A 26,083-nucleotide genomic window follows, 5' to 3' on the forward strand; every position below is an offset into this window, starting at 1 on the left:
AGAGCCAGCGACGCAGTTGCAAGCAAGGCGCCGAGGGTTCAATCGATAGCGTGGCACCAGAGTCTACTTGAACCGCGGGATGCGATGCGAGAGCATCGACGCGCCAAACGCATTACAAAAACCGTACAGCGAGAGGACGGGCTTAAGGCTTAAGTGCTTGCTAGCCGCTTGTGGTAATTGCTTCCCGATTTCCCTGCAGTCGGAACATCGCGTTTGTTGCGGGAATGGTCAGGGCAGGGTAATTACCAGGAATAACACCGTCGCGCGCGTCACGGTAATAGGACTAGGATGGCGTATGAAACTCAATTTCCCGAACCCAAGCCGTTCCTACGACAACTCCCGGCACTGCGTGTGCTTCTGGGGGTATGACGGTTCGCGCGAGATCTCGTTCCAGATAGACGATGCCGCTCTATCGAGTTTCAATCCGCAAATGGGGTCGGGCGAATCCGCCGTGCTCGCCGCCTTCGATACGTACCGCGAACGTATTCTCCTGAAAGCCGAGGGACTGTACGTACGCGGCGCGCAAAATATCTTCAAGATCTCCTGAGCTTGCTGCTCTGCAGCGCTAACTGTCCGCGTATAAAATCGCGGCATGCCCAAGCCGATTTCCTCGCTACCTGAACCCCAGTCCCTTAGCCCGATGCAAAGTCCGCAAGAGGCGTCGGCAGAGCCCGCGTTGCCCTTGCATACGCCCACAACGGCGTCGTTATTGCTGGCTGCGTGCATCGCGACAATAGCGTGGCTCGCGCTCGCCGCGCAAACCGATATCACGGTGCACCGGATGCTGAACAGGGGCTTAAGCGTATTCGATGGAATTGAGCGCCTTGGCAGCTATCTGACGAACCTGACCATATTCGCTGTTGCACTTTGTTTTTCGTGTGTCGCCGTGCTTGGCCGCTCGCCGTTCGGACGATTTTTCCGCAAGCCGCCAGTGGTGACGGCGGTCGTGGTGTACATCGTGTTTGTCGGACTGGCTTATAACCTGTTGCTGCGTCACCTGTGGACGCCTTCAGGATATCGGGCGATGCTCAACGAATGCCTGCACACCGTTATTCCTTTGTTGTCGGCAATCTACTGGGTGCTGTTCGTGCCGCGCTTTCATCTGAGTTTGCGGCAATGCCTGCTGTGGCTGATCTATCCGCTCGCTTATCTTTGCATCACGCTTTGGCGCGGCAGTACGTCGGATTTCTATCCTTATCCATTTATTGATGTCGGCGAACTTGGCTATCCGCACGTGCTGCTCAACGCAAGCTTGCTTGTGCTGGCCTTTGTCACGCTGATGGGTGTGTTCATCGCTTTGAATCACAGGCGTCCGCATTAGCACAGGATCGAATGGCCGCTGGCCGCGTACTTGCATGGACGTGCGCGACCGGCGGCGTTTCATTGCTGCACGGACGTGGCGGCTACTTCGGCGCGTAGTGCATATCGCCATTGCCGAACGACCAGTCCTCGCGATTTACCTCGACCAGGTTGATCCAGACATCCTCCTTTCGAACGCCCGTCCTGGCATGTATGCCATCCGCCACCGCGCGATAAAACGCTTTCTTCATCTCAGTGGTGCGGCCGATGTTCCATGTCACCTGGATAAATACGATGCCCGGCGTGTAATTCACGCCCAGGTAACCTTCCGCCGGGTAGATCAATTCGTCAGGCGCATGGCGCGTGATGATCTGAAACTTGTCGTGCTCGGGCACTTTGACGACATTGATCATTGCGTCGTACACGACGTCACTGATTGCCTGAACGACTTCCGGTGACGCAGTCTGAGCGAGATTGATTCGAACGAGTGGCATGGTCTTGACCTCAGGCTTAAGTAGGGAATAAGGACGCGTTGCTGCGTAAAAAATATCGCTTCTCACGATTCGCCATTGAAGATTAGACTAGGCTTGCGCTTGCATCAAGCGCATAGTTTTCATACGAACCATGAGAATCGAGCATGTTATTCGAAGACCTTAAAACCCTGGTTGCGGTCATTGACCATAATTCGCTGACTCGGGCGGCAGATGTACTGTCGCTGACGCAATCGGCTATATCGCGGCGGATTCAGCATCTCGAATCCATCCTTGGCCTGGAACTCCTGGACCGGAACAGCAAGCCGCCTCAAGCGACCGCGCTTGCGCGCCGGATCTACGAACACGCTGTTCCGCTCATGCGCAGCATGAATCAACTGCTTGATATCTCCCGGGAAGACGCTGTGCCGAGCGGGGTATTTCGCTTGGGCCTTTCGCAAGTGATCGCGGAGATCGTTTTGTTCGACGCGGTGATGCGTTTGAAAGTGGCGTTTCCTGCGCTTGAGGTTCAGTCGCATACCGAGTGGAGCACGGGTTTGTTGCAGCAGGTCAGTCTTGGGAAACTCGACGCGGCCACGTTGCTGCTGCCTTCTCCAAGCACGTTGCCAGCCAACATGGCAGGACGGCTTATCACAACGCTCGAAGTGCTGGTGGTCCAGAGCAAGAGAAGGCCCGTGGTCGAACGTCGCTCCACCATCAAGGCGCTTGCGGAGCAGGAATGGATTCTGAACCCGTTGGGTTGCGGCTACCGTGCTGCGCTGAACCGGGCGATGCAAGGTGCGGGGCGCGAACTCAGGTTAAGCGTGGATACGCACGGCACGGAGATGCAACTGAAGCTGATTGCAGCGGGGCTCGGTTTGGGGCTTGTGCCGAAGACGGTGCTTCGTCGGAGTAATTCGTATGCCGAACTATCTGTTGTTGACGTGAAAGACTTTTCGCTTAGTCTGGATATCTGGCTAATTCACCCTGTTCAGTTGGGCAATTTGAAGGGTGCAGCCACTGTTTTTGGCGATGCCGTGGCGGAGAGTTTTGCGAGCGTTGCAGCCGGCCGTGGCCGTTGAGAAACCGTTAATAGCCGCCGTGGATCAGAGTGAGCGTCGTTGGCTAAGCAAGCGTTCCTTGCCTCTGCCAACGATGCTCAGAACTTTTTACTCTCCCGACTTCTCGATAGCCCTTTTATACGCCTCACGGGCTTCAATACGCCGGACAAACGCGGTGAGGTTGGGGTACGCCTCTTCGCCGCAAAACTTCACGGCCATCTGGACCGCGAACGACAGTTGAACATCGGCGCCCGTCAATTCATTGCCAATGAAATAGTCCTGTGCTGCGAGTTCGCTGTTCAGAAAGCCGAGGTGCCTTTGCATTTCACTTTCGATGCGCGGCTGCAACGGCGCTGCGCCATCGCCAAGCCGGCTTGTGTAGAGCTTTAGCATGAGCGGCAACATGGCGGAGCCTTCTGCATAGTGTAGAAACTGTAAATAACGGTTGTAGTCACGCGAGTCTGCTGCGGGCGCGAGCCGGCCGTTGCCATACTTGCGAACCAGATATTCGATGATCGCGCCGGACTCGAAGATGACTTCATCGCCATCACGGATCACGGGCGCTTTGCCCAGTGGATGGATCTTTTCGAGTTCGGGCGGCGCAAGGCGGGTTTTTGGATTGCGCTTGTAGGCATGGACGGTGTAGTCGAGTTCGAGTTCCTCGAGTACCCACGTAATTCGGCGCGACCGGGATTCGTTTAGATGATGGACTTCAATCATTAATGGCCTTGTGAGTTAGATTTCTGGGGGAGCGGTCGGGGTCAATGCCGGAGTGCTAGGTTCTGGCGTCAGCGGTCTGGTTCAATGCCGGGTTGCTGCTTTTCAGGTCTTCGCGCGTTTTATGTTAGCTGATTTCTTTATCACTGTTAGCCACTGCGCGTGGCGGCGCGTCATTTCTTGGTCCTTAGCGACAAAGAAACGAAGCAAAGAAAGCGCTTTTAACAGCTCTACCCTAAGTGTCCACAGCGTGCAGTTTTGATTCATGGGTGCCCCAAAAGCACGGTGCTCGCCAGAGCCACGGATGTTTGAACCCCTCTTTCTCGCGAATCCTGACAGTAAAACGCTTCGCCCCGTACGCTCTCGGGCTAGCACCCGTGTTCCAAGAACCGGCACGGCCTCACGCGCTTTTGGAGCGCTCCGCATTTTTTGATCGCTTGGTTGAGTTGACTGCGCAGCAGAGACGCGTGACCAGCTTCGCGGATCACAACCCGATGTGTATTTATTGCTCTATCTTTAGTAAGTCGGTTCGCCGGTTACACGGAATTCTTTGGGTACGGCCTCACGCATTTCGGTAGCCATGTTTCTTCGCGGGTTGCCAATATGGTTCGGCATGCGTACAAATTTGGCGGGTGGTTCTAGGCGGATAGCGCGGGGTGTCCCTTGGGCAGGTTCAAACACTGGTGGCGAAGCGTGGGGTATCCGTGTTCGGAGAAAGAGGGTTTCAAACATCCGTGGCTCTGGCGAGCACCGTGCTTTTGGGGTACCCATGAAATGGAACTGCACGCTGTGGACACTTAATTTTTAGAGAGGTGAAAGCGTTTTCTTTGCTTCGTTTCTTTGTCGCTTTGGACAAAGAAATGACGCGCCGCCACGCGCAGTGGCTAATAGTGATAAAGAAGACATCCAACACTGAACGCGCGAAGACCTGGAAAGCAGCAACCCGGCAATGACTCAGACCGCGAACGTCAGAACCTAGCAACCCAACCCCCGCCCCCCACTGCCAACCTCAAAACCACCCCCGTCCAACCCCGAGTGCGAACGAAAATCCCTCCTTATGGCTTAACGAACCGCAACGTCATGCGATCCGATTCTCCAATGGCTGCGAAGCTCGCGCGGTCGGTATCGCCGCCGCGATAGGTCGGTGGCAGCGACCACACGCCGTTCGGATAGTTCTTCGTATCGCGGGGATTGCTGTTGATCTCACTGCGCGCGACGAGCTTGAAACCCACCGCCTGTGCATGCTCGATCACATAGGCTTCTGTCATATAGCCGGTATCGATCATTTGCTGAACCGATGTACCTGGTATTGCGCGATGCTCTTCCACTCCAAGCACGCCGCCGGGTTTCAAGACCGAATAGAACGCACGCAGGTTGGCATCGACCTGACCGTCTTCTATCCAGTTATGAATATTACGGAACGTCAGCACGCGATCCACTTGCAGCCCGGCGGGAAAGCCGCTGAACTGCCCTGATTGCAACGAGCCGACCACGACCGTTCCAAAGACGTCCGGCGCGGCAGCGAGCCTGCGCTCGAACAAGGCGTTGCTCTTTGCCTCGCCGGCAGGAAGCGCCCCTTGCGGCGGCAGATATTGCGCTTCGTAAAGCGTGCCGCGCGCCCGCAGATAAGGCCCGAGGATGTCCGTGTACCAGCCGCCGCCCGGCGCAATCTCCAGCACGCTCTGGTCAGGCGCGAGGCCGAAGAACTCGAGTGTCTCTTTCGGATGTCTATAAACATCGCGCGCCTGCGCTTTTTCTCCACGATACGGCGCCGCAATGGCGGTATCGAGTGATATCGGCGCGGTAGGTGTTGCGCACGACGCTAGCAGCATGGCTGCGGGCAACGCCAGAAAAACACGGCGCATGAGGCTGGGGGCAGGGAGCATTTTCATGCGAGATATTATCGGACAAAGCGGACCGCTTGTCAGAGCAACGTCCGGACGTGCCATAACTCAGGAAACAGCACGACATCGAGCATCTTCCGCAAATAGAGCGCACCACTGGTTCCGCCCGTGCCTTGCTTGAAGCCAATGATCCGCTCAACCGTGGTGACGTGGCGAAAGCGCCATTGCCGGAACGAGTCTTCAAGATCAACGAGTTCTTCCGCCATCTCATAGAGCTCCCAATGTTGCGTCGGCTCACGATAAACCGTGAGCCACGCGGCTTCCACGCTGGCGTCGTGCGTGGTCGGCTGAGTCCAGTCGCGCTCAAGCCTCTCCGGTGCAATCGGAAAACCACGGCGCGCAAGCAGGCGGATGACTTCATCGTAGAACGAAGGGCCGTCAAGCGTCGCCTTGACCTCGGCAAGCACGTTCGGACGATGCATATAAGGCTTGAGCATCTGCTCGTTCTTATTGCCAAGCAGGAATTCGATCTGCCGGTACTGATGCGACTGGAATCCGGACGATGCCCCCAGATAAGGCCGCATTGCCGTGTATTCAGAGGGCGTCATGGTGGCGAGAACACTCCACGCCTGCACCAGTTGATCGAGTATCCGCGAGACGCGCGCCAGCATCTTGAACGCAGGCGGGAGGTCATCGCGACGCACGGCGGCAAGCGCCGCATGCAGCTCATACAGCGCGAGCTTCATCCATAACTCGCTCGTCTGATGCTGCACGATGAACAGCATTTCGTTGTGATCCGGCGAGAGCGGGTGCTGCGCTGAAAGGAGCGTGTCAAGCGAGAGATAGTCGCCATAGCTCATCGAATTGGAGAAGTCGAGCTGTGCGTCATGCCAGCCTTCGGGCTTCTGCGCAGCGTCGTCCGCGGCTCCCGTGGCTCCATACCCCATGGGACAGCCTCCGGTGCCTTCGCTTTCTTGTGATTGTGTCATCGCGCGTTCTCCGCTGGGGTCAGGTAACCGCGCCACGTTCGGCGAACTCGGGTGCACGCCATGCTTCAGTCGCAAGCACGTCGCGCAAGGTTTCAACCGCGTCCCATACATCCACATAACGCGTATAAAGCGGCGTGAAGCCGAAGCGCAAAATGCGCGGCTCGCGGTAATCGCCAATCACGTTGCGCGCGATCAGCGCCTGCATGACCTCATACCCATGCGGATGTTCAAAGCTCGCCTGCGAACCGCGTTCGGCATGTGCCCGCGGTGTCACGAGCTGCAACGGAAATTCGCTGCAACGCGTCTCGACCAGTTCAATGAACAGGTCGCTCAGCGCCAGCGATTTCCGGCGCAACGCGGCCATGTCGGTCTGCGCGAATACGTCAAGCCCGCATTCGATCATCGACATCGAGACAATAGGTTGCGTGCCGCACAAGAACCGTCCGACACCGTCATCGGGCCTATATTCAGGGCTCATTTCAAACGGCTTTTTATGGCCCCACCAGCCGGACAGCGGTTGCGAGAAAGCATTCTGCAGCCGCTTCGGCACCCAGATGAATGCAGGCGAACCCGGCCCGCCGTTCAAATATTTGTAGGTGCAGCCGACGGCGTAATCCGCACCGGCGGCGTTGAGATCGACTGGCACCGCACCTGCCGAATGCGCCAGGTCCCACACCGCGAGCGCACCCGCTTCATGAATCACGCGGGTCAACGCGGTCATGTCGTGCATGGCGCCCGTGCGATAGTTCACGTGCGTAATCATGGCAACGGCCGTGTTCTCGTCGATAGCACTTGCGAGTTCGGATGCGTGATCCACGAGACGCAGTTCATATCCGCGATCCAGTTGTTCGATCAGGCCTTGAGCAATGTAGAGGTCGGTAGGGAAATTCGAGCGTTCGGAGACGATGACACGACGCTTGGGATCGCGTTCATTGGCTAACCGCAACGCCGCCGACAGGATCTTGAAGAGGTTGATGGAAATGGTGTCGGTGACGACCACTTCGTCCTCGGCTGCGCCAATCAACGGAGCGAGCTTATTGCCAAGCCGCTTGGGCAACGCGAACCATCCCGCCGTATTCCACGACCGGATCAAACCGTCACCCCATTCGCCGGTTATGACGGCCGCCGCGCGTGCGGCTGAGGCCTTGGGCGGCACACCAAGCGAGTTACCGTCCAGATAGATGGTGTCGTGACCGAGCGAAAACTTGTCACGCAAAGCGGCCAGGGGATCATCGCGGTCGAGCGCCGCGGCATTGTCTCTATGGTTCATTGAAGCGTATTCCGGTGAATTGTTGTGTCCGTGCCTGACGGAAATCCGCGTCTCTCCGCCGCCTGGCGGAGCGCGTCCTCATGCCTGAAAGCTTAGCTGAGAATGGCGGTTAATTGATTGCGAAACAAACGCGGCGCTTGCGCCGCAATGCAATATTCTTCGATGAAAACCGCGCTTAAGCGCAATAAATTGATTGCGATCTGTTATGGGCGGCATTCGGGTAGGCTCACCCATTCGTGTGGCCGGTCCGCTAAGCTGGCGCTGCTCGCCGACAGCAGCGTTACTCGTTACCATGCAGTCAACCCCAGCCAATTACTTCGATAGACCGCCGCTCATGACCTCATCCGTTCTCGTTTCGACCCTCACCGACTGCGTCGATCATCACTTTGACCAGGAGGTCCAGTTCCTCGCCGCGCTTGTGCAAAAACCTTCGGACAATCCGCCCGGCGATTGCGCAGATCACGCTGAGATGGCGGCGCAGTGGCTTGAACGGATCGGCTTCACGGTCGAACGCCACGCAGTGCCGGCCGACGATGTCACGCGCGCCGGCATGATCAGCGCGACGAACCTGGTGGTGCGCCATCGCTTCGGCGCGGGGCCGGTGATCGCACTGAATGCACACGGCGACGTGGTGCCCCCCGGCGATGGCTGGACCGCCGATCCCTATGGTGCCGAGATTCGCGACGGTTTCATGATCGGGCGCGGGGCGGCGGTATCGAAGTCTGACTTCGCCACTTATGCGTTCGCGTTGAAGGCGTTGATCGAAAGTGGTGCGCCGCTCGGCGGCACGGTAGAGCTGCACCTGACCTACGACGAAGAAACCGGCGGCCTGATCGGCCCGGGCTGGTTGCTGAAGCAGGGCATCGTTAAGCCCGATTACGCCATCTGTGCAGGCTTTTCCTATTCAATCACGACCGCGCACAATGGCGCGATCCATCTGGAAGTCACGGTCCGGGGCAAGTCGGCGCACGCGGCGCGACCCGATACCGGGCATGACGCGCTGGAGGCCGCTACGGCGGTGCTGAATGCGCTGTACGCACATCGGGCGGCGTTGCGCGAGATCCATTCGAAGACGCCGGGCATCGATCATCCTACGTTGGTGGTGGGTCTGATCAAAGGTGGCACCAACACGAACGTGGTCCCTGACAAAGTAAGTTTGCGCCTCGACCGTCGCGTGGTGCCGGAAGAGAATCCGCAAGACGTGCTTAGGGAATTGAAGGCGCTGATCACGGCGTCGGTGGCAGGCTTGCCGGGAATTGGGGTGGAGATAGAAGAGGTGTTGGTGACGTCGCCGTTGCGCTCGCTTGACGGCGCAGAGCGCTTGTCACAAGCGTTGCAGCGCGCAGCCGTGGTTACGTTGCAGCGCGACATTCCTACCGAGGGCGTGCCTCTTTATACCGATGCCCGCTTATATTGCGAAGCGGGCGTACCGACCGTCATTTATGGCGCCGGTCCACGGACGCTGCTTGAGGCTAATGGACATCGGGCCGATGAGCGGGTCGCGCTGGAAGACTTGAAGGTCGCGACAAAAACCATTGCGATCGCGCTTGCGGATTTGCTTGGGCAACAGCCCTAAGCGGTTCCACGCTTAGTTCCTTTACGGCCTTGCAAAGGAACTAAGCTAAATCACCCTCCGTTCCGCAGGCCGCCTTAATCTGCTTAGCCGGCTAACATCCCAAGCCCCTCCTGCTAGGGGCATTCAGCACGTCTTCGAAATCTCGAACATAATTCCGGGTGCCGTTATTCCGGGCTTCGCCGCAGCGCCCGGCTGCCGCGAAGCGCGACAGGTCGAACCTCCATCACGAATCAATTACTATGAAAACATCAGAAGAGACAAAGCATTCCTGGCTTTGGCTGGTCTTGCTCATTCCGTATGTCGCCTTGCTCTGGCTGCCTTTTTATAACGATACCCGTCCGTCTTTCGCCGGTTTCCCCTTCTTCTACTGGTACCAGTTCCTATGGGTGCCGCTGACCTCGCTCATCATTTACATCGTATATAGAGGTGTCAAATGAGCGATATCGTTCCGGTCAATCCGGTTGCCATGACCGTCTTCATTGCTTTCTTCCTGCTGGTGACGGTAGTGGGATTCTTCGCGGCGCGCTGGAAACGCGGCGACCTGACGCAACTGCATGAATGGGGTTTGGGCGGCCGCCAGTTCGGCACGGTGATTTCATGGTTCCTGGTCGGAGGCGATTTCTATACCGCCTATACCGTCATTGCCGTACCCGCCCTGGTGTATTCCGTTGGCGCTTATGGTTTCTTCGCGCTGCCTTACACCATCATTGTTTATCCGTTTGTGTTTGCCGTCATGCCGAAGTTATGGAAGGTCGCGCACGCGAAGAACCATATTACGGCAGCCGATTACGTGCATGGCGAATACGGCGGCAAGTGGTTCCCGGCAGCCGTGGCGGTCACGGGAATTGTCGCGACCATGCCGTACATTGCCTTGCAGCTGGTGGGCATGCAGGTCGTGATCAAGGGGCTAGGCGTGAGCGGCGAGTTGCCGCTGATCGTCGCGTTCGTGATCCTCGCGCTCTACACCTACACCAGCGGTTTGCGTGCGCCGGCCATGATCGCCTTCGTGAAGGACATCATGATTTATATCGTGGTGATCGCGGCGGTCTGGCTGATTCCATCGAAACTTGGCGGCTATGCGCACGTGTTCGATGCCGCCGATCAGTTCTTCAAAGCCAAGGGCGGTCCGACCGGCATTATCCTCAAGCCGACGCAATTCACCGCGTACGCATCGCTTGCTCTAGGCTCGGCGCTCGCGGCCTTCATGTATCCGCATACCATGACCGCGGTGTTGTCGTCGTCATCGGCTGCCACTGTTCGCAAGAACGCCATCTTCCTGCCGGCTTATACGTTGCTGCTCGGGTTGATCGCGTTGCTCGGCTACATGGCAATTGCTGCGGGCATCAAGGTGCATTCCGCGTCCGACGTCGTGCCCGCGTTGTTCGGCCAGTTGTTCCCGTCGTGGTTCGTTGGCTTCGCGGCCGCGGCCATTGCAATCAGCGCGCTCGTGCCGGCGGCGATCATGTCGATTGGCGCAGCGAACCTGTTCACGCGTAATTTGTGGCCGCTGATGGCGCGTGACATCACGCCCGAGAAGGAAGCGAAGACAGCGAAGCTGGTGTCGCTCGTGGTGAAATTCGGCGCGCTGCTGTTCATCGTGTTCCTGCCGACGCAATATGCAATCGATCTGCAATTGCTCGGTGGCGTCTGGATCCTGCAGATATTCCCGGCCATTGTGTTTTCGCTCTATACACGGCGCCTGAACACGCCGGGGCTGTTCCTCGGCTGGCTGGCCGGAATCGTGCTCGGAACCGGCATGGCGATCGCGCAGGGTTTGAAGCCGGTGTTCGCGCTGCATCTGGGCGGGGCGACGTATCCGCTGTATATCGGCTTGATTGCGCTGGCGCTGAATATTGTGGTCTCGTTTGTTGTATCGATGGTCACGCCGCGCCGCGCACCGGTTCCGCAGGCGACGTAAAGAACGAGTGCAGGCTCAGGTCGATGCGCAAGATTTCCTGTGTATCGACCTGGCAATTTTTACTGTGCCGGCGCGTGTGATTCGTTCTTTCCGCACCTCGTGCTGACCTTTCCCTGACCTTTCGATGACATCTTTGTCATCAAGCTTCCACACGTCTCCGGGCGCGCTAACATGGCGCAAAAGGACCACGCTCAGGCGCGCGTCGGGCATCTAGCCGCCGGCCACTCGCCAAAGCGCGTTGTCCTCAAACCCGGAGGTTCTCCATGATTTCCACGAAGCAAAATCCCGCCACGTTTCTGCGTTCGCGCGGCGCGGCGCTATTGACGGCTATCGGCCTGGGCGTCGGTATCCTGTTCGCATCGATGCATCCAGCCCATTCATCCGAAGCCGCGGTCGTTATTGCCCCGCCCGCGCTGGATGAACCCGTGAACGGAGCGCACCAGGAAACCGCAGTGCTCGCAGGCGGGTGTTTTTGGGGCGTTCAAGGCGTTTTTCAGCACGTCAACGGCGTGACGAAAGTGGTGTCGGGCTACTCGGGTGGGCAGCCTCAGACCGCGCAATACGAGACCGTCAGCGGAGGCGATACGGGTCATGCCGAGTCGGTGCAGATCACTTATGACCCGACGAAAATTACCTACGGCAAGTTGCTGCAGATCTATTTTTCGGTCGCTCACGATCCGACGGAATTGAACCGGCAGGGCCCGGACAGCGGCACGCAATATCGTTCGGCAATCTTCCCGGCAAACGACATGCAAAAACGCATCGCGCAAAGTTATATTGCGCAACTCGACAAGGCGCATGTATTTTCCTCGCCGATCGTGACGAAGACAGATGCGCTCAAGGGCTTTTATCCCGCTGAGTCTTATCACCAGAATTATTTGACGCTGCATCCGGATGCACCGTATATCGCGATCAACGACATGCCGAAGGTCGAGAACCTGAAGCGGCTTTACCCGGCGATGTATCGCGACAAACCGGTGCTGCTGAGCGTGGCATCGCAGTAGTGGAAGAGCAGCGGCGGCCTTAAAATCCGCCGCTTTTCAGCCGCTATTTAGCGGTTCTCGCTCATCTTGTCGACGATGTCACGCCCCGCATGATAGGCCGCGTCCAGTGCCTTGGCCTCCGTCTCAAACACGTTGCCGAGTTCATAAAACTGCGTGCGTTGCCCGGCATGATGAACGTCGGCCCCGGGTCGGCACACGTACCCGTTGTAGTGGTAGGGGGTGTCTGGCGTGGGCGGTCCGTATGCAAGAATCGGCAGCACCCAGATCTCAAAGCCTTTGTAGTCAATTCTTTCCCACATGGAAACCTCCAGCTTCAGGGAACGGCGTTAAACAGCAGGAGCTAGACTGCTCCGTCCAATACGCGAGCGACGAAGTGTCTGCCCCACGCTTCGCCGTGAGCAACCGCTTCCGCGACCGTGGCGTAGGGCCCGTGATTGCCGGTCAGATCGCCGGAATCTTCCGCGTGCGTCGAACCTCGAACCGGCGTTCCATCATGCCGGGTCACCATCACGCGAGCGCTATAACCCATGATCTCTTCTACGTCGGGCGGCTCGTATTGTGGCTCGACGTTTATGGTCAGAAGATAGTCGCCAACTTCAACGTCCTGATGCATGGCCGTCTCCCGGTTCATCGAGGAATCTTATTATGAACGCGAACGCCTGGCTGACAATGTGTTTACGCAAAACGGCGGTGGACTTGAAAATCCACCGCCGCTTTAGACAATACCTTTAACAACTTACTGCGATGCCTGCGTGCTCTTGCGCAGCTTAGCCACATCAGTTGCCCCGACCGCCGGCGCACCGTTGTTCCAGCCGGTGCGAATGAACGTGAGCACATCGGCGATCTGCTGATCGTTGAGCACCGGCGCGTATTTAGGCATTGGATACGCGGCGGGGACGCCTTGTATCACGAGGTCCTGCGTGCCGTTCAGCGTGACGTTGATCAGCGACGACGCATCCTTCTCCATCACGTTCGGATTGCCCGCCAAGGGCGCGAGCAGCGGTGCGAACGCGTGGCCATCCACGCCGTGGCAATGCATGCAGTACGCGGTATAAACCCTCGCGCCTGCATCGTTGGCAGGATGCTGCAGCAGCGCCGTCGTGGCCTTCGGGTCGTACGCATAGGCCGGCGCGTTCGTACCGCCCGCGGCCGGCAACGACTTCAAATAGGCCGACATGGCAGCCAGGTCCTGATCGCTCATGCCCTGCGTGCTGTGATTGATCACATCCGTCATGGACCCGAACGCCGACGCATGCGCGTTCGCTCCAGTCTTCAGGAACGTGGTCAATTCAGCATCCGACCAGCGCCCCAGTCCAACGTTCTGCTCGCCCGTCAGGTTGGACGCAAACCAGCCGTCGAGCACACCACCCGTGAGCCACGCGCTGCCGCTTTCATCGAGCGCCTTTTCCTGGAACGCAATGCCGCGAGGCGTATGGCACGCGCTGCAATGGCCCAGACCTTGAATCAGGTAAGCGCCGCGATTCCACCCGACATCCTTGCCGTCCTTGTCGCGATAAACACCTTTATCGAGGAACACCATGTTCCAGAACTTGAGCGGCCAGCGCATGTTCAGCGGGAACGGAATATCCGATGGACGGTTCGCCTGGCTCACGGGCGCAACGCCCTTCATGAAGTACGCATAGAGCGCCTTCACGTCGTCGTCTCGGACCTTTGCATAGGACGTGTAGGGCATGGCCGGATAAAGGTTGTGACCGTCCTTGGCCACGCCCTGACGCAGCGCCTTTTCAAAGTCCTCTTCGCTCCATTTGCCAATACCCGTACCGGGGTCCGGCGTGATGTTGGTCGTATAGATTTTTCCCATGGGCGTGGACATCGGCAGGCCGCCGGCAAATGGCTTGCCCTTGGGCGCGGAATGACAGGCGACGCAATCGCCCACCTTCGCGAGATAGGCGCCGCGGGCAACCAGCGGATCGTCGTTCGCAGCGGCATGAGCCAGCAAGGGCAGGCTGAACGTGATTAAGCTAAGCCCGAGAGAGGCAACAAGATGTTTGATCATTGTGTGTGCCCTCATGCGCTTTGCAGTTGACGGCCGACGGGCAACTGCCGCAAGCGCTTGCCGGTAGCGGCAAAAATCGCGTTGGTCAACGCGGGCGCGAGTGCTGCCGTACCCGGTTCGCCAATGCCTCCGGGCGCCTCGCTGCTCTTGACGATATGCACCTCGATAGGCGGCGTCTGATCAATCCGCAGCATCCGGTAATCGGTGAAGTTGGATTGCTCGACGCGACCGTCCTTGATCGTGATCTCGCTATACAGCGCTGCAGTGATGCCGAAGATAATGCCGCCCTGGATCTGCGCCTCGATGGTGTTTGGATTGACCACCATGCCGCAATCCACCGCGCAGACCACGCGGTTCACGGCTACTTCGCCGTCGCCGTTCACGGTGACGTCCACCACCATGCCGAAGAAACTGCCGAACGCGTGCATGACCGATACCCCGCGTCCCTGGCCCTTAGGTAGCGTGTTGCCCCAGCCGGCTTCGCGGGCGGCGACATCGAGCACGTTCTGCGCGCGCGGGGTCTTGCCCAGCAGGTCGTGGCGATACTTCACCGGATCGACTTTCGCTTGTGCAGCCAGCTCGTCCATGAAACTTTCGACTACGAAGGTTCCGCGAGTCGGACCGACGCCGCGCCAGAACGCGGTGGGCACGTCCATGGGTTCTTGCCGCACATAGTCGATGAATTGATTCGGCAGGTCATAGGGGAGATCGGAAGCGACTTCCACCGCATCTGGATCGAGGCCGTTCTTGAACGCAGGCGGGGCGAACCGCGCCATGATGGACGACCCCACTATGCGATGTTGCCACGCGACCGGCTTGCCATTCGCATCGAGACCGGCGGAGATGACGTCGTAGTAATACGGGCGATACATATCGTGCTGGACGTCTTCCTCGCGCGTATAGGTGACTTTCACGGGCGTGCCGACTTGCTTGCCGACCTTCAGCGCCTGGGCGATGAAATCGGTTTCCAGCCGGCGCCCGAAGCCGCCGCCGAGCAAGTGGTTGTGCACCGTGATCTTGTCGGCGGTGAGGCCGGTGATCTTCACGGCGGTATCCACCGCGCGCGTGGGCACTTGCGTGCCGACCCAGATATCGCAGCCATCGCTGCGCACGGACACCGTGCAGTTCACCGGCTCCATGGTGGCGTGCGCGAGGAAGGGTTGCTGGTACACGGCGTCAACGCGTGTCTTGGCGTCGTTAAAGCCCTTCTTGACGTCGCCGTCCTTGCGCGCCACAGCGCCATCACGCTTCGATGCATCGGCGAGTTGCTGCACTACCTTGGCCGTGGAAAAGTCCGCACCACGGCCTTCGTTCCACTTGATGTCGAGCGCTGCCGCGCCGCGCTTGGCAGCCCACGTATGGTCGCCGATCACAGCCACGCCGTTGTCGATGCGGATCACCTGGCGAACGCCGGGGATCTTCTTCGCGTTGGTGTCGTCGACGGAAACAAGCGTGCCGCCGAACACGGGGCTATTCACGAGGGCGGCGTAGACCATGCCCGGCACCCGGACATCGAGCCCAAACATGGCGGTGCCGTCCACTTTTTCCGGCGAGTCGAGACGCTTGGCAGCCGTGCCGATCAGCTTGAAATCCTTCGGGTCTTTGAGCGCCACGTTCTGAGGGGCAGGCAGTTTCGCGGCGGCATCGACGAGTTGTCCGTAACCGATGCGACGATTGCTTGCGGCATGCACCACTTCGCCTTTCTCTGCGTGGCACGACGCCGGGTCGACCTGCCATTGCTGCGCCGCCGCAGAAATAAGCATCACGCGAGCGGTGGCGCCGGCCTTTCGCATGGGCTCCCATGCATAGCGAATCGATGTCGATCCGCCCGTCAACTGGCCGCCGAGCAACGGATCCATGAAGAGCTTTTCATTGGGCGGCGCGTGATCGATCACCACGCTGTCCAGCGGCACTTCCAGTTCTTCCGCGATCAGCATGGGGATGGACGTATAGATTCCCTGGCCCATCTCGACCTTGGGAATCACGAGCGTCACCTTGCCCGTTGCGTCGATCTGCACAAAGGCGTTGGGCTCGAATACCCCGCTTTGCGGCGCTTCGTTGGCGTCGCCGCCGATCACTGACTTGGCGTTGGGTGCTTCGCCCTGGCTCGCCGCGGGTACGCTGAAACCCAGCATGAGGCCGCCGCCAACTGCCGCGCCTACCGATATTCCCAGCTTTAGAAACGTGCGCCGATTGACGCCGTCGGGTGCACGGCGGTTCTGTGCATCGAGTAATCCTCGCGACATGTCACGCCCCCTTGGCGGCGTGCTTGACCGCGGCACGAATACGGTTGTACGTACCGCAGCGGCAGATGTTGCCTGCCATTGCAGCGTCGATATCTGCATCCGAGGGGTTCGGGTTCGAGGCGATCAGCGAAGCCGCCGACATCACCTGACCCGACTGACAGTACCCGCACTGCACGACATCGAGCGCGACCCATGCGTCCTGTACTTTCTTGCCCGCGGGCGTAGTGCTGACAGCCTCGATGGTCGTCACCTTGCGTGTTCCCACCGCTGCAATCGGCAGCACGCAGGAACGCACGGCCTGGCCGTCAAGATGGACCGTGCACGCGCCGCATTGTGCGATACCGCAGCCGAATTTGGTGCCCGTGAGACCGACCAGATCGCGCAGTACCCAGAGAAGCGGCATGTCGGGAGGGGCGTCGACCGTGTGAGATTCGCCATTGATGGTAAGCGTCGTCATCTGCAACTCCAGTTGTCGTGGGGGATTTTTATAGTCGCCCTTAAGCGGAAACCTTATACAAGATTACGACGATTCGTGCTGAATCGTGCTGAATTGTCGACAGGCCTTGGCCGCGCCTGATTGATGCTCTTTTTTATTGGCTGAAAAAAATGTGGAATAAAAGGGCGTGGAAAGGGTTAGCGCAGGCATTGATGTCCTTCACGCCCATTCTTCGAGGTGAGTCTCCGTGCCTTCCAATTTCATTACGGTCCTGCGTGCGCGATGCATCGCTGCCGCCGGGATCTCGGTTGCCGCTATCGCGCTGGGTTCAATCGGTTCCCTGGCCCATGCCGCCGACGCGGCGAGCGGAGCGCCGGAAAAGCCGTTCCTTGCTGAAAACGATCAGGCGATGACACGCATGATGGACGGTATGTCGATCAAGCCGAGCGGCGACGTCGATCGCGATTTCACCGCGATGATGATTCCGCATCATCAAGGCGCAATCGATATGGCGCAAGCCGAACTGCGCTATGGACACAACGAGCAATTGCGTCGCATCGCTCAGGAAATCATCGTTGAACAGCAGCAGGAAATCACCGCCATGCGCCTCGCGCTCGGGCTACCGTTGCCGCCTTCGGCCCCAGCCCCGGATCAAGGTCAGGTGCCGGGACACACCACCGCTTCTCAACCCGCGTCCAGCAAAAACATGTCCATGCCGATGCGCATGGACCAGGAGATGAAATGAAACGATCCACGCTGTTTTCCGCCGCGCTAGCGGTGTTCGCGACCGCCGCGTTCGGGGCCATTCCGCAGCTTGCATGCGCAGGCCAAGCGCCCGATCTCGCGTCATCACCTGACATCGCGATTAGCCACCACGACCGCGTCTACGCGGCCGAACAGTTCTCGAATACGGTCTCCGTCACAGACCCCGTCGACAATAAACTGGTGGGCGTGATCCGTCTTGGCGATCCGTCGCCGGGCAATTTCAGCCCCTTGTACAAGGGACAAGTTCTCGTACATGGCATGGGTTTTTCGCCGGACCATCGAACGATCGCGGTGGTTTCCATCGGCTCGAATTCGATCTCGTTCATTGACACGCAGACCAACGCCGTCAAGCATGTGACCTACGTTGGGCGGGCGCCTCATGAAGCATTCTTTACGCCGGACGGCAACGAGGTCTGGGTCACCGTGCGGGGAGAAAACTATGTGTCGGTGCTGGATGGCCACACGTTTAAAGAGAAGACCCGCATTACCACGCCGGCGGGTCCGGGCATGCAGATTTTCTCGCCCGACGGCAAGTATGGGTACGTGTGTTCATCGTTTAATCCTGAAGTGGATGTGATCTCCGTAGCCGATCACAAGCTGGTCGGCAAGGTCGCGCAGGTCAGCCCTTTCTGCCCGAACATTGCGGCTACACCCGACGGCAAGCAGGTCTGGTTCACGCTGAAAGATACAGGCAAGACGCAGGTGTTCGACGCTCGTCCTCCGTTCGCCACGCTTAAGGTCATCGATACAGGTCCGATTACGAACCACGTGAATATCGTGCATAACGCGAACGGTACGTTCGCTTATGTAACGGTCGGTGGGCTGAATCAGGTAAAGGTATTTCGCACAGACGACTTCACGCAGGTCGCCACCATTCCGGTTGGCAAGCTGCCACATGGAATCTGGCCGTCAGGCGATGGCAGCCGCGTGTATGTCGGCCTGGAAAATGCCGACGGAATGATCGCTATCGATACCTTGACGAATAAGGTCATCGCAACCATTCCGATTGGGCAAGCGCCGCAAGCGGTCGTCTACGTGCCGAACGCAGTGCCTGAAGGCGATGGGTCGCAGAACACGCAACCGCTCGGACTGGCAGGCGAGAGCGCTCATCTAAGCATGGTGCCGGTCGACGCGAGCCAGACGGATAGGGCGCCGACCAGCGTCGCATTGTTTGACCAAGGCTTGCTGCAGGTATTGCAGGCATCGGCGACCGGCTTGCAGCCTAAATCGCCCTACGTGCTAGGTCTTTCCGATAATGCCGATGGCAGCGGCAACGTGGAATCGCTTGCGCTGTTCATGACGAACCCGGCGGGATCGGCGATCGTCAATGCGATTGGGCAGATCCGTCAGGTAGTCGTGCCGGGTACGAGTACTGCCGCCGACAAACGGCGCTATCTGGTGATTGCGCCCCAAGTCTCTGGCAAGCCGGGTGCACCTGTGCAGGTGCAAGCGCTCTAACCGGTTTCGTTTTTCTCGAAGCAAATATATAAGGCCGCCGGAGCGAATGCTCTGGCGGCCTTTTCTTGGGCGAAGCCACGTTTGTTTGAAGTGCTGATGACGTCGTTGCAGCCTCGCATCTATTTATTTTCGACAACTCAGGAATAAATCCGGCGAGAAATGGGTTTGCCCTTGTACCAACCCGTTAAACATATATTGGAGTCGAAAATGAAGACACTGTCCTGGCTTACCCTGTCCGCCGCCGTCCTGGTTTCCTCAAGCGCTTTCGCGCAAGGACTGACCCGCTCAGAAGTCCAGCAGCAACTGGTTCAAGCGCAGCAAAATGGTTCGGAGTACGTGTCGAACTCATCGTACCCGGATGTTCCCCCTGTGTTTCAGAACCAGGCTGAGAGTCAACGCAAGAACGCAAGCGCGTATGGCGGTGTTGCTGCCGGCGCGAACACCAGCGCACCGCGTGCGAGGATGAGCGGTTCGCAAGGTCCTGAAACGTGTGTTGGTCCTGTGAGCTTCTGCAATATCTATGCGGGGTCGTGAGCGGCGTGGGCATATCCTGTAACCCGGCGCAGTGAAAGGGGCAGACCGATTCATCGTCTGCCCGGTGTTCGTTTGATCAGACCGGCATCTTGCGGAATGCGATCGCAAAGCGGTTCCAACTGTTGATCGATGTCACCAGCAACGTCAGGTCGACGATCTCTTCTTCGGTGAAATGCGGTTGCACGGCTTCCCACACGGCATCGGGTACATGGTCGTGCGAGACCAGCGTGAGCGCTTCGGTCCATTCCAGTGCCGCGCGTTCGCGGTCCGTGAAGAACGGCGTCTCGCGCCATACCACGACGGCGGCCAGCCGGCGATCCGTCTCGCCGCCCTTGCGCGCGTCGGTCGTATGCATGTCGACACAAAACGCGCAGCCATTGATCTGCGATGCACGCAGGCGCACCAGTTCCGCCAGCGATTTTTCCAGCGACGACTTACCGATGTACTCTTCAACCGAAACCAGGGCCTTGATGGCGGACGGCTTGGCTTTATAGAAATCCAGACGAGTTTGCATGACAGCTCCTTCGGTATAGATGGGTGCGCAATGTGGCGCGACATGAATAAGGTTAGGCGTTTCACTGGACCTTATAAATAGCCGATTTTGTCTAATTCCAGGTAACCAGTGGAGAAGCTCTCCAGACTTGGTGGCGCCTGGGTTGTTCCAAGCGTGACAGCCTGGCGAACAGCGGCGGGCTTATCCGTCAACGAGCCGTTCAAGCCCTAGCGAAACGCTTAAAGAAAAAAGCCTAAGCCCGGGAAATAGTGCGCGTTTATTGACTTGGATCATTGAATGATCAAGCTCAGTATTTCGACAAGTTGAATCAATTCAATATTGGTCAATAATGCATAAAATCGTGTGAATCTTAGTACTCGGCAAATTAGCTTAAGTGCTTTAAGCTCACTCTCCAGAGCAGTCGCGTTGGTTATAAAAAATTAGCTGTAGCGAAATACTGCAGACACAAAAAACCGATCGAGGGATACAACGGTGGGCATACGCAGCGTCCTCATAACACTAGTGCTGCTCGCAAGCTCTAGCCTGCATGCATTCGCCGCTGGCGAGGCGCCGGCCGAAAAAGCGCCTGACACCATGCAGGCGCGCGTGCTTGGGTGCGCGGCCTGTCACGGCGCGCAGGGTGAAGGCACGAGCAACGACTATTACCCTCGGCTCTCAGGCAAGCCCGCAGGTTATCTCTACAACCAATTGCTCGCCTTTAGAGACGGTCGTCGCAAGTACCCGCCAATGAACTATTTATTGGCGTATTTGCCTGACCCGTATCTTATGAAAATTGCGGAATACTTTGCCGCCGAGCATCCGCCCTTTCCGGCGCCCGCGCCCGTGACTGCAGATACGGCAACGCTCGCGCTAGGCAAGACCCTGGTCAATACCGGTGCCGCGTCGCGCAAGATTCCCGCCTGCGTGGCGTGCCACGGCGCGACGCTGACCGGCATGGAGCCGGCCATTCCCGGCTTGCTGGGTTTGCACTCCGACTACATCAGCGCGCAGCTGGGCGCATGGCGTTACGGCACGCGCACCACGCTCGCGCCGGACTGCATGCATGGCATTGCTATTAAACTCGCTGATCGTGACATCACGGCTATCGCGGCGTACCTGGCTTCGCTGCCGGCGCCGGAGAATCCAGCGCCCGCTGCGGCTGGGTCGCTCAAGATGCCGCTCGCGTGCGGCACTGTTCCTAATCAATAGGCGAGGAAATAGACGTGCTCAGTTTCCGTGCCCTTATGCTTTTTTGCGCCTGCGTTGTGACCTTGAATGCGCGAGCCGCCGATCCGGGAGTGATTGCCCGCGGCGAATATCTTGCTCGCGCCGGTGATTGCATCGCGTGCCATACCGTGCCCGCCGGCAAACTATTTGGTGGTGGCCGCGGGATGGAAACGCCGTTCGGCACGCTCTATACGCCGAACATTTCATCGGACAAGGCAACCGGTATCGGCAAGTGGACCTCGGATGAGTTCTACACCATGATGCATACCGGCAAGTCGCGCGACGGCGAGCTGCTGTATCCGGCCATGCCGTTCGCCTCCTATACCAAGGTCACGCGCGCCGATTCCGACGCAATCTACGCCTACCTGTTGTCCACGCCGCCCATTCATCAGCCTAATCGTGCGCATGAATTGCGGTTTCCGTTCAACCAGCGCTCGTTGCTGTACGGCTGGCGCATGCTGTACATGAAGCCTGGTGAATACCAGCCTGACACCACGCAATCGGTGGAATGGAATCGCGGCGCTTATCTGGTCGAAGGGCTCGGCCATTGCACGATGTGCCATACCGCGATCAATGCGCTAGGCGGTAATTCACCGTCCAAGCGCTTCGAAGGCGGCTTGATCCCGGTGCAGAACTGGTATGCGCCTTCGCTTACGTCGAATAAAGAAGCAGGGCTGGGCGACTGGAGCATCGAGGACATATCGGACCTGCTGCAGTCGGGCGTATCGAACCGAGGGGCAGTGTACGGGCCCATGGCCGAGGTCGTGTACGACAGCTTCCAGTATTTGACGGACGAAGACATTCGCGCCGTGGCGGTCTACCTGAAGACGCTGCCTGCGCGTGCCGGCGACAAGCCTGCGCCCGTCACCGCCGCTGTTGCAGAACAGCAGACCAGCCTTTCGCCGCTGGGCAAGAAGATCTACGACGCCCAATGTGCGTTGTGCCACGCGTCGCAAGGGCAGGGCAAGCTGCCGCATTTCCCGCCGTTGGCAAACAACCAGTCGATCCAGATGACCTCGGCGGTGAACCCGATTCGCATGGTGCTGAATGGCGGATATGCACCCGGCACGAAGAAGAATCCGATGCCCTACGGCATGCCGCCGTTCGCTCAGTCGCTCTCCGATGTCGAGGTCGCGGCGGTAGTCACGTATATCCGCACGGCCTGGGGAAATCACGGCACGCCGGTTGGTGAGAAGGAAGTCAACACGTTGCGCTCAGCCCCACTTTATTGAGGACGTCATGACTGATTCCGAGAAAGAAGATGCCGCCGTCGATGAGATCGTGCGTGACGGCCCGCACGGCGCCATTGCGTTGGCGAGCGCGGCAACAGCCGTTGTGATCGGCTTGTGGTTTGTGTTTTATTTCTTCGTCTTCTTACCCCGCGGCGTTATCCAATGAGCACTGAACACCCGTCGCATGCGTCTGCCGATATAGCCGCGCGCATCGAGCGCAAGTGGGCGCTTCTGGTCGTCATCATTCTCAGCGTGCTGGTCGCCATGACGATCTTCACCGGACTGCATTGGGCCATGATGCCGCCGTCCCGAGTGGAGACCGTGCGGCCTGAAACGCTCAACGTAAGCGGTGAATTCATCGAGAGCAACCTGGGCAGCGCAGTTGAAGCAGATGGTTCGGTAACCGTACGAATTGTCGCTCAGCAGTACTCGTTTACACCGCAATGCCTGCTCATTCCTACCGATACACCCATCACTTTTCGCGCCACCAGCGCGGATGTCGTGCATGGCTTCCTGATCACGAACACGAATATCAATTCGATGATCGAGCCAGGTTATATCTCCACCTTCAAGAGCACCTTCACGCAGCCCGGCGAGCACCTGATGCCATGCCATGAGTTTTGCGGCACGGGACATCAGGGCATGTGGGCGCACGTCAAGGTGATCGATAAAACGGCTTTCCTCAAGATGGCAAACGCTAACGGTTCGCGGAGACTCAGCTGTGTTAAATAGCAAGCGACTCGTTCTCGCGCATTTCTGGCTTGGTTTCGTCAGCTTCGGCGGCGCATTGCTGCTCGGCGCGTGGCAGATGTGGGTGCGCAGCCCGCTACATCCGTGGCTGAAGAATCCGGAGCTCTACTATCGTTCGGTCACGGCGCATGGCTCGGCCATGGCCTATGTATTTCCCACGCTGATCGCAATGGGCTTCGGTTACGCGGTCACCGAACTGGCGCTAAAGAAACCGCTGGTCGGTGCGCGTTGGGCATGGGCCGGTTTCATTCTCGTGGCCGTGGGTACGGTGACCGCAATGGTGCCCGTCGCGATGGGCCTGGCCTCGGTCCTCTACACCTTCTATCCGCCGATGATCGGCAACGCGTTCTATTACATCGGCATTGTGCTGGTGGTGGTCGGATCGTGGATCTGGGTCGCGCTGATGTCGATCAATCTTGCCGTATGGAAGCGCGAGCATAAGGGGGTGCCGGTGCCTCTGGCGATGTTCGCGACCTTGGCCGGCGCCTATTTATGGGGCTGGACAGCGGTCGGTGCGGCCATTGAGATCCTGTTCCAGATCCTGCCTGTCGCGCTTGGCTTCAAGACGACGATCGATGCCGGCCTTGCCCGCGTGTTCTTTTCGTGGTCGCTTCACGCGATTGTCTACTTCTGGCTGATGCCGGCTTATATAGCGTATTACACAATCTTGCCGCGAGCGATTGGCGGCCGCCTGTACAGCGATTCGATGGCGCGTATCTCGTTCATCCTGTTCCTGGTCGTGTCGATGCCGATCGGCATCCACCATCTGTTCGCGGATCCGCAGGTCGGTTCAGGTTTCAAGTTCATGCATTCGGTGTTCACTGCACTGGTCGCAGTGCCGACCTTGCTGACGGTGTTCACCATCTGCGCGTCGGTTGAGATCGCGGCGCGTTTGCGTGGCGGGCGGGGCAGCTTCGGGTGGATCAAGGCGTTGCCCTGGGAAAATCCGCTGATGCTTGCGCTGGCGTTTTCGTTCGTCATGCTTGGCTTTGGCGGGGCGGGCGGTATCATCAATATGAGCTACCAGCTCGACTCGACCATTCACAACACGCAGTGGATCACCGGTCACTTCCATCTGATCTTCGGCGGCGCGATTGTCATCATGTATTTCGCGATTGCTTATGACCTCTGGCCGCATCTCACTGGCCGCGCGATGACGCACTTGAAGCTGATGCGACGGCAGTTGTGGCTGTGGTTCATTGGCATGATCGTGCTGACGTTCCCGTGGCATTTTGCCGGCATTCTCGGCATGCCACGACGCATGGCCTTCTTCGATTACACCAATCCGGAGATCGCCGAGCAGGCTTTGTCGGTGATCGTCTCGACTATTGGCGGCGTGATTTTGGTGATCTCGGCAGTGCTGTTTTTCATCGTGCTGATTCGCAACCATCGTGGACCGCGGAGTGTGATTGCAGAGTACAAGTTCAGCACGGCGGTGCATGAATCGAAGACTATTCCGGTTGCGTTGAACAGCTTTGGCCTGTGGCTTGCGCTGATGATCGGCTTGACGCTCTTCAACTATGGTTATCCGGTTGCTTCGCTGTTGTTCCGCTCCGATACATCCGTCCCCGCGATTCAGATTGGAGGGCCGCAGCGATGAGCGAAGAACGCTTGTTCTCGTTACGCAACCGGTGGTTCACCGTCACGGTTGGCGGCATGCTTGGCATGGTTGTGTTTTCGGTGGCTGTGGGTTTCATATGGCTGCCTTCGGCGCAGAGCGATCAGCCCTTCCAGGGCGTGTGGAATGCGATCTGCAGTGCGGCGGGCGTACCGCAGCAATGGTTGCGGATTTCATCGGCCACGCCGGTGCCGCTGGTGCAGACCAGTGCGGTCGCCATGACGCCGCAATTGCTGCCAGCGTCCAGCAGCACGTCGATTGGCCGGGGCGCGACCTTGTCGATGCGTTGCACGATGTGTCATGGTGTGCGGGGCATGAGCGACGCCAACTCGCCGAATCTCGCGGGTCAGTATGCTTCCGTGATCTACAAGCAGTTGCTCGATTTTCAGTCTGGGGCGCGCCGTAATGCGGTGATGTCGCCTATGGTCTCGAATCTGAGCGATCAGGATATGCGTGATCTTTCTGCTTACTATGCGTATTTGCCGAGGCCCGTTGCGTTGCGTTCCGATTCGGCGCCGAATGTGCCTGTGCCGGATATAGTGTCGGGTGGGGCGCCGATGCGGAATATTGCTTCTTGTGCGTCATGTCACGGCGGTATCGATCACAAGGTGGGGAGTCCGTGGCTCGAGGGAATGCCTGCTGCGTATACCCGGGCGCAATTGCAGGCTTTCGCGAACGACGCACGTCATAACGATATCAACGAGCAGATGCGGAATATTGCGCGGAATATGACGCCCGCGGAAATTGATGCGGCTGCTGCTTATTATGCCGGTGCGCAGCCATGAGGGGTTTGCTCGCGCCGGTGGACGGGGTTTGGAGGTGGGTGGCAGGTTTTGGGCTGGCGGTCGTGGGGTCAATGCGGGGTTGCTGATTTCTAGGGCTTTGCGCGTTTAGTGTTAGATGTTTTCTTTATCACTATTAGCCACTGCGCGTGGCGGCGCGTCATTTCTTTGTCCAAAGCGACAAAGAAACGAAGCAAAGAAAACGCTTTCACCTCTCTCCTGAGAAACAATTAGAGCAGTACGGGTTTCAAGCCAGCTGAACGGCTGGGGTGATCTGAAAACCGAGCGCAGTCGCGCGGCGCCTGAGGGCATCGATGCTGCGCTGCCGTTGCTGTTCTTCGTAGTGCTGCTGGCCCTGATCGACGAAGGCTTCGCCC

27 protein-coding genes are annotated in these 26,083 nt (G+C 58.5%); 16 read left to right on the forward strand and 11 right to left on the reverse strand.

Features of this window, described 5'->3' with window-relative positions:
- Positions 1 to 295: 295 nt before the first annotated feature.
- Both ACMX25_RS17415 and ACMX25_RS17420 read left to right on the forward strand, forming a co-directional pair.
- Positions 296 to 547, forward strand: a complete 252-nt coding sequence (locus tag ACMX25_RS17415) for a DUF1488 family protein (RefSeq protein WP_414951244.1) — start codon at positions 296 to 298, stop codon at positions 545 to 547.
- Between the two features lie 93 nt (positions 548 to 640).
- Positions 641 to 1,321, forward strand: a complete 681-nt coding sequence (locus tag ACMX25_RS17420; RefSeq protein WP_414951246.1) for a Pr6Pr family membrane protein — start codon at positions 641 to 643, stop codon at positions 1,319 to 1,321.
- Between the two features lie 82 nt (positions 1,322 to 1,403).
- Here ACMX25_RS17420 and ACMX25_RS17425 read toward each other — a convergent pair whose 3' ends face one another.
- Complete coding sequence (locus tag ACMX25_RS17425; protein WP_414951247.1) at positions 1,404 to 1,793, reverse strand: tautomerase family protein; 390 nt, start codon at positions 1,791 to 1,793, stop codon at positions 1,404 to 1,406.
- A gap of 143 nt (positions 1,794 to 1,936) precedes the next feature.
- Between ACMX25_RS17425 and ACMX25_RS17430 the strand changes: the two genes are divergently transcribed.
- The gene (locus tag ACMX25_RS17430) at positions 1,937 to 2,851 is read left to right on the forward strand and encodes a LysR family transcriptional regulator (RefSeq protein WP_414951248.1); all 915 of its coding nucleotides are present in this window, start codon (positions 1,937 to 1,939) and stop codon (positions 2,849 to 2,851) included.
- Between the two features lie 87 nt (positions 2,852 to 2,938).
- Here the strand turns inward: ACMX25_RS17430 and ACMX25_RS17435 are convergent, their stop codons facing one another.
- The 4 genes from ACMX25_RS17435 to kynU form a co-directional block, all read right to left on the reverse strand.
- On the reverse strand, positions 2,939 to 3,550 hold the full coding sequence (locus tag ACMX25_RS17435) for a glutathione S-transferase family protein (protein ID WP_414951249.1): 612 nt from the start codon (positions 3,548 to 3,550) through the stop codon (positions 2,939 to 2,941).
- Between the two features lie 1,052 nt (positions 3,551 to 4,602).
- Positions 4,603 to 5,439 (reverse strand): class I SAM-dependent methyltransferase, encoded by an 837-nt coding sequence (locus ACMX25_RS17440; protein WP_414951250.1) that lies wholly within the window; start codon positions 5,437 to 5,439, stop codon positions 4,603 to 4,605.
- A 32-nt stretch (positions 5,440 to 5,471) separates the two neighbouring features.
- A complete protein-coding gene (gene kynA / locus ACMX25_RS17445; RefSeq protein ID WP_414951251.1) occupies positions 5,472 to 6,380 on the reverse strand; it encodes a tryptophan 2,3-dioxygenase in 909 nt (302 codons plus the stop codon).
- 19 nt (positions 6,381 to 6,399) lie between these two features.
- Positions 6,400 to 7,650, reverse strand: coding sequence for a kynureninase (gene kynU / locus ACMX25_RS17450; protein ID WP_414951252.1), 1,251 nt, complete (start codon positions 7,648 to 7,650; stop codon positions 6,400 to 6,402).
- A gap of 334 nt (positions 7,651 to 7,984) precedes the next feature.
- On the opposite strand from kynU, the gene ACMX25_RS17455 reads away from it, so the two are divergent.
- The 4 genes from ACMX25_RS17455 (at position 7,985) to msrA (ending at position 12,148) form a co-directional block, all read left to right on the forward strand.
- Complete coding sequence (locus ACMX25_RS17455) at positions 7,985 to 9,226, forward strand: ArgE/DapE family deacylase (RefSeq protein ID WP_414951253.1); 1,242 nt, start codon at positions 7,985 to 7,987, stop codon at positions 9,224 to 9,226.
- A gap of 239 nt (positions 9,227 to 9,465) precedes the next feature.
- Entirely contained in the window at positions 9,466 to 9,663 is a 198-nt protein-coding gene (locus tag ACMX25_RS17460; RefSeq protein ID WP_165104398.1) for a DUF3311 domain-containing protein, read from the forward strand.
- Complete coding sequence (mctP, locus tag ACMX25_RS17465; RefSeq protein ID WP_414951254.1) at positions 9,660 to 11,144, forward strand: monocarboxylate uptake permease MctP; 1,485 nt, start codon at positions 9,660 to 9,662, stop codon at positions 11,142 to 11,144. Before ACMX25_RS17460 ends, mctP begins: the two co-directional genes overlap by 4 nt.
- Positions 11,145 to 11,407: 263 nt before the next feature.
- The gene (gene msrA / locus ACMX25_RS17470) at positions 11,408 to 12,148 is read left to right on the forward strand and encodes a peptide-methionine (S)-S-oxide reductase MsrA (RefSeq protein ID WP_414951255.1); all 741 of its coding nucleotides are present in this window, start codon (positions 11,408 to 11,410) and stop codon (positions 12,146 to 12,148) included.
- A gap of 47 nt (positions 12,149 to 12,195) precedes the next feature.
- Here msrA and ACMX25_RS17475 read toward each other — a convergent pair whose 3' ends face one another.
- The 5 genes from ACMX25_RS17475 to ACMX25_RS17495 form a co-directional block, all read right to left on the reverse strand.
- Positions 12,196 to 12,447, reverse strand: a complete 252-nt coding sequence (locus ACMX25_RS17475) for a hypothetical protein (RefSeq protein ID WP_414951256.1) — start codon at positions 12,445 to 12,447, stop codon at positions 12,196 to 12,198.
- A 41-nt stretch (positions 12,448 to 12,488) separates the two neighbouring features.
- Entirely contained in the window at positions 12,489 to 12,761 is a 273-nt protein-coding gene (locus ACMX25_RS17480) for a hypothetical protein (protein WP_414951257.1), read from the reverse strand.
- A 123-nt stretch (positions 12,762 to 12,884) separates the two neighbouring features.
- Positions 12,885 to 14,165: a c-type cytochrome gene (locus ACMX25_RS17485; protein WP_414951258.1), complete on the reverse strand. Its 1,281-nt coding sequence runs from the start codon at positions 14,163 to 14,165 to the stop codon at positions 12,885 to 12,887.
- Positions 14,166 to 14,176: 11 nt separating this feature from the next.
- Positions 14,177 to 16,411, reverse strand: a complete 2,235-nt coding sequence (locus ACMX25_RS17490; RefSeq protein WP_414951259.1) for a xanthine dehydrogenase family protein molybdopterin-binding subunit — start codon at positions 16,409 to 16,411, stop codon at positions 14,177 to 14,179.
- A gap of 1 nt (position 16,412) precedes the next feature.
- Positions 16,413 to 16,868, reverse strand: coding sequence for a (2Fe-2S)-binding protein (locus tag ACMX25_RS17495; protein WP_414951260.1), 456 nt, complete (start codon positions 16,866 to 16,868; stop codon positions 16,413 to 16,415).
- A 226-nt stretch (positions 16,869 to 17,094) separates the two neighbouring features.
- Between ACMX25_RS17495 and ACMX25_RS17500 the strand changes: the two genes are divergently transcribed.
- The 3 genes from ACMX25_RS17500 (at position 17,095) to ACMX25_RS17510 (ending at position 19,604) form a co-directional block, all read left to right on the forward strand.
- On the forward strand, positions 17,095 to 17,592 hold the full coding sequence (locus ACMX25_RS17500; protein ID WP_414951262.1) for a DUF305 domain-containing protein: 498 nt from the start codon (positions 17,095 to 17,097) through the stop codon (positions 17,590 to 17,592).
- The gene (locus ACMX25_RS17505; RefSeq protein ID WP_414951263.1) at positions 17,589 to 19,070 is read left to right on the forward strand and encodes a YncE family protein; all 1,482 of its coding nucleotides are present in this window, start codon (positions 17,589 to 17,591) and stop codon (positions 19,068 to 19,070) included. Before ACMX25_RS17500 ends, ACMX25_RS17505 begins: the two co-directional genes overlap by 4 nt.
- A 207-nt stretch (positions 19,071 to 19,277) precedes the next feature.
- Entirely contained in the window at positions 19,278 to 19,604 is a 327-nt protein-coding gene (locus tag ACMX25_RS17510) for a DUF4148 domain-containing protein (RefSeq protein WP_414951264.1), read from the forward strand.
- 76 nt (positions 19,605 to 19,680) lie between these two features.
- Here ACMX25_RS17510 and ACMX25_RS17515 read toward each other — a convergent pair whose 3' ends face one another.
- On the reverse strand, positions 19,681 to 20,118 hold the full coding sequence (locus ACMX25_RS17515) for a carboxymuconolactone decarboxylase family protein (RefSeq protein WP_414951265.1): 438 nt from the start codon (positions 20,116 to 20,118) through the stop codon (positions 19,681 to 19,683).
- Between the two features lie 573 nt (positions 20,119 to 20,691).
- Between ACMX25_RS17515 and ACMX25_RS17520 the strand changes: the two genes are divergently transcribed.
- The 6 genes from ACMX25_RS17520 to ACMX25_RS17545 are packed head-to-tail and all read left to right on the forward strand — an operon-like array spanning position 20,692 to position 25,709.
- Entirely contained in the window at positions 20,692 to 21,306 is a 615-nt protein-coding gene (locus ACMX25_RS17520; RefSeq protein WP_414951276.1) for a c-type cytochrome, read from the forward strand.
- Between the two features lie 35 nt (positions 21,307 to 21,341).
- A complete protein-coding gene (locus ACMX25_RS17525) occupies positions 21,342 to 22,556 on the forward strand; it encodes a c-type cytochrome (RefSeq protein ID WP_414951277.1) in 1,215 nt (404 codons plus the stop codon).
- A 7-nt stretch (positions 22,557 to 22,563) separates the two neighbouring features.
- Complete coding sequence (locus tag ACMX25_RS17530) at positions 22,564 to 22,722, forward strand: hypothetical protein (RefSeq protein WP_414951266.1); 159 nt, start codon at positions 22,564 to 22,566, stop codon at positions 22,720 to 22,722.
- The gene (locus ACMX25_RS17535) at positions 22,719 to 23,288 is read left to right on the forward strand and encodes a cupredoxin domain-containing protein (protein WP_414951267.1); all 570 of its coding nucleotides are present in this window, start codon (positions 22,719 to 22,721) and stop codon (positions 23,286 to 23,288) included. Before ACMX25_RS17530 ends, ACMX25_RS17535 begins: the two co-directional genes overlap by 4 nt.
- The gene (locus tag ACMX25_RS17540; protein WP_414951268.1) at positions 23,278 to 24,906 is read left to right on the forward strand and encodes a b(o/a)3-type cytochrome-c oxidase subunit 1; all 1,629 of its coding nucleotides are present in this window, start codon (positions 23,278 to 23,280) and stop codon (positions 24,904 to 24,906) included. The genes ACMX25_RS17535 and ACMX25_RS17540 overlap by 11 nt, the downstream gene beginning before the upstream one ends.
- On the forward strand, positions 24,903 to 25,709 hold the full coding sequence (locus tag ACMX25_RS17545; protein ID WP_414951269.1) for a c-type cytochrome: 807 nt from the start codon (positions 24,903 to 24,905) through the stop codon (positions 25,707 to 25,709). Before ACMX25_RS17540 ends, ACMX25_RS17545 begins: the two co-directional genes overlap by 4 nt.
- Positions 25,710 to 26,083 lie beyond the last annotated feature (374 nt).

This window comes from Caballeronia eucalypticola, from assembly GCF_047608185.1.
Lineage (GTDB): Bacteria > Pseudomonadota > Gammaproteobacteria > Burkholderiales > Burkholderiaceae > Caballeronia.

Bases quoted from the DNA above. Each gene is read 5' to 3' on its own strand.
- ACMX25_RS17415 (WP_414951244.1), top strand. From the start codon at position 296: ATGAAACTCAATTTCCCGAACCCAAGCCGTTCCTACGACAACTCCCGG.
- ACMX25_RS17420 (WP_414951246.1), top strand. From the start codon at position 641: ATGCAAAGTCCGCAAGAGGCGTCGGCAGAGCCCGCGTTGCCCTTGCAT.
- ACMX25_RS17425 (WP_414951247.1), bottom strand. From the start codon at position 1,793: ATGCCACTCGTTCGAATCAATCTCGCTCAGACTGCGTCACCGGAAGTC.
- ACMX25_RS17430 (WP_414951248.1), top strand. From the start codon at position 1,937: ATGTTATTCGAAGACCTTAAAACCCTGGTTGCGGTCATTGACCATAAT.
- ACMX25_RS17435 (WP_414951249.1), bottom strand. From the start codon at position 3,550: ATGATTGAAGTCCATCATCTAAACGAATCCCGGTCGCGCCGAATTACG.
- ACMX25_RS17440 (WP_414951250.1), bottom strand. From the start codon at position 5,439: ATGAAAATGCTCCCTGCCCCCAGCCTCATGCGCCGTGTTTTTCTGGCG.
- kynA (WP_414951251.1), bottom strand. From the start codon at position 6,380: ATGACACAATCACAAGAAAGCGAAGGCACCGGAGGCTGTCCCATGGGG.
- kynU (WP_414951252.1), bottom strand. From the start codon at position 7,650: ATGAACCATAGAGACAATGCCGCGGCGCTCGACCGCGATGATCCCCTG.
- ACMX25_RS17455 (WP_414951253.1), top strand. From the start codon at position 7,985: ATGACCTCATCCGTTCTCGTTTCGACCCTCACCGACTGCGTCGATCAT.
- ACMX25_RS17460 (WP_165104398.1), top strand. From the start codon at position 9,466: ATGAAAACATCAGAAGAGACAAAGCATTCCTGGCTTTGGCTGGTCTTG.
- mctP (WP_414951254.1), top strand. From the start codon at position 9,660: ATGAGCGATATCGTTCCGGTCAATCCGGTTGCCATGACCGTCTTCATT.
- msrA (WP_414951255.1), top strand. From the start codon at position 11,408: ATGATTTCCACGAAGCAAAATCCCGCCACGTTTCTGCGTTCGCGCGGC.
- ACMX25_RS17475 (WP_414951256.1), bottom strand. From the start codon at position 12,447: ATGTGGGAAAGAATTGACTACAAAGGCTTTGAGATCTGGGTGCTGCCG.
- ACMX25_RS17480 (WP_414951257.1), bottom strand. From the start codon at position 12,761: ATGCATCAGGACGTTGAAGTTGGCGACTATCTTCTGACCATAAACGTC.
- ACMX25_RS17485 (WP_414951258.1), bottom strand. From the start codon at position 14,165: ATGATCAAACATCTTGTTGCCTCTCTCGGGCTTAGCTTAATCACGTTC.
- ACMX25_RS17490 (WP_414951259.1), bottom strand. From the start codon at position 16,411: ATGTCGCGAGGATTACTCGATGCACAGAACCGCCGTGCACCCGACGGC.
- ACMX25_RS17495 (WP_414951260.1), bottom strand. From the start codon at position 16,868: ATGACGACGCTTACCATCAATGGCGAATCTCACACGGTCGACGCCCCT.
- ACMX25_RS17505 (WP_414951263.1), top strand. From the start codon at position 17,589: ATGAAACGATCCACGCTGTTTTCCGCCGCGCTAGCGGTGTTCGCGACC.
- ACMX25_RS17510 (WP_414951264.1), top strand. From the start codon at position 19,278: ATGAAGACACTGTCCTGGCTTACCCTGTCCGCCGCCGTCCTGGTTTCC.
- ACMX25_RS17515 (WP_414951265.1), bottom strand. From the start codon at position 20,118: ATGCAAACTCGTCTGGATTTCTATAAAGCCAAGCCGTCCGCCATCAAG.
- ACMX25_RS17520 (WP_414951276.1), top strand. From the start codon at position 20,692: ATGCAGGCGCGCGTGCTTGGGTGCGCGGCCTGTCACGGCGCGCAGGGT.
- ACMX25_RS17525 (WP_414951277.1), top strand. From the start codon at position 21,342: ATGCTTTTTTGCGCCTGCGTTGTGACCTTGAATGCGCGAGCCGCCGAT.
- ACMX25_RS17530 (WP_414951266.1), top strand. From the start codon at position 22,564: ATGACTGATTCCGAGAAAGAAGATGCCGCCGTCGATGAGATCGTGCGT.
- ACMX25_RS17535 (WP_414951267.1), top strand. From the start codon at position 22,719: ATGAGCACTGAACACCCGTCGCATGCGTCTGCCGATATAGCCGCGCGC.
- ACMX25_RS17545 (WP_414951269.1), top strand. From the start codon at position 24,903: ATGAGCGAAGAACGCTTGTTCTCGTTACGCAACCGGTGGTTCACCGTC.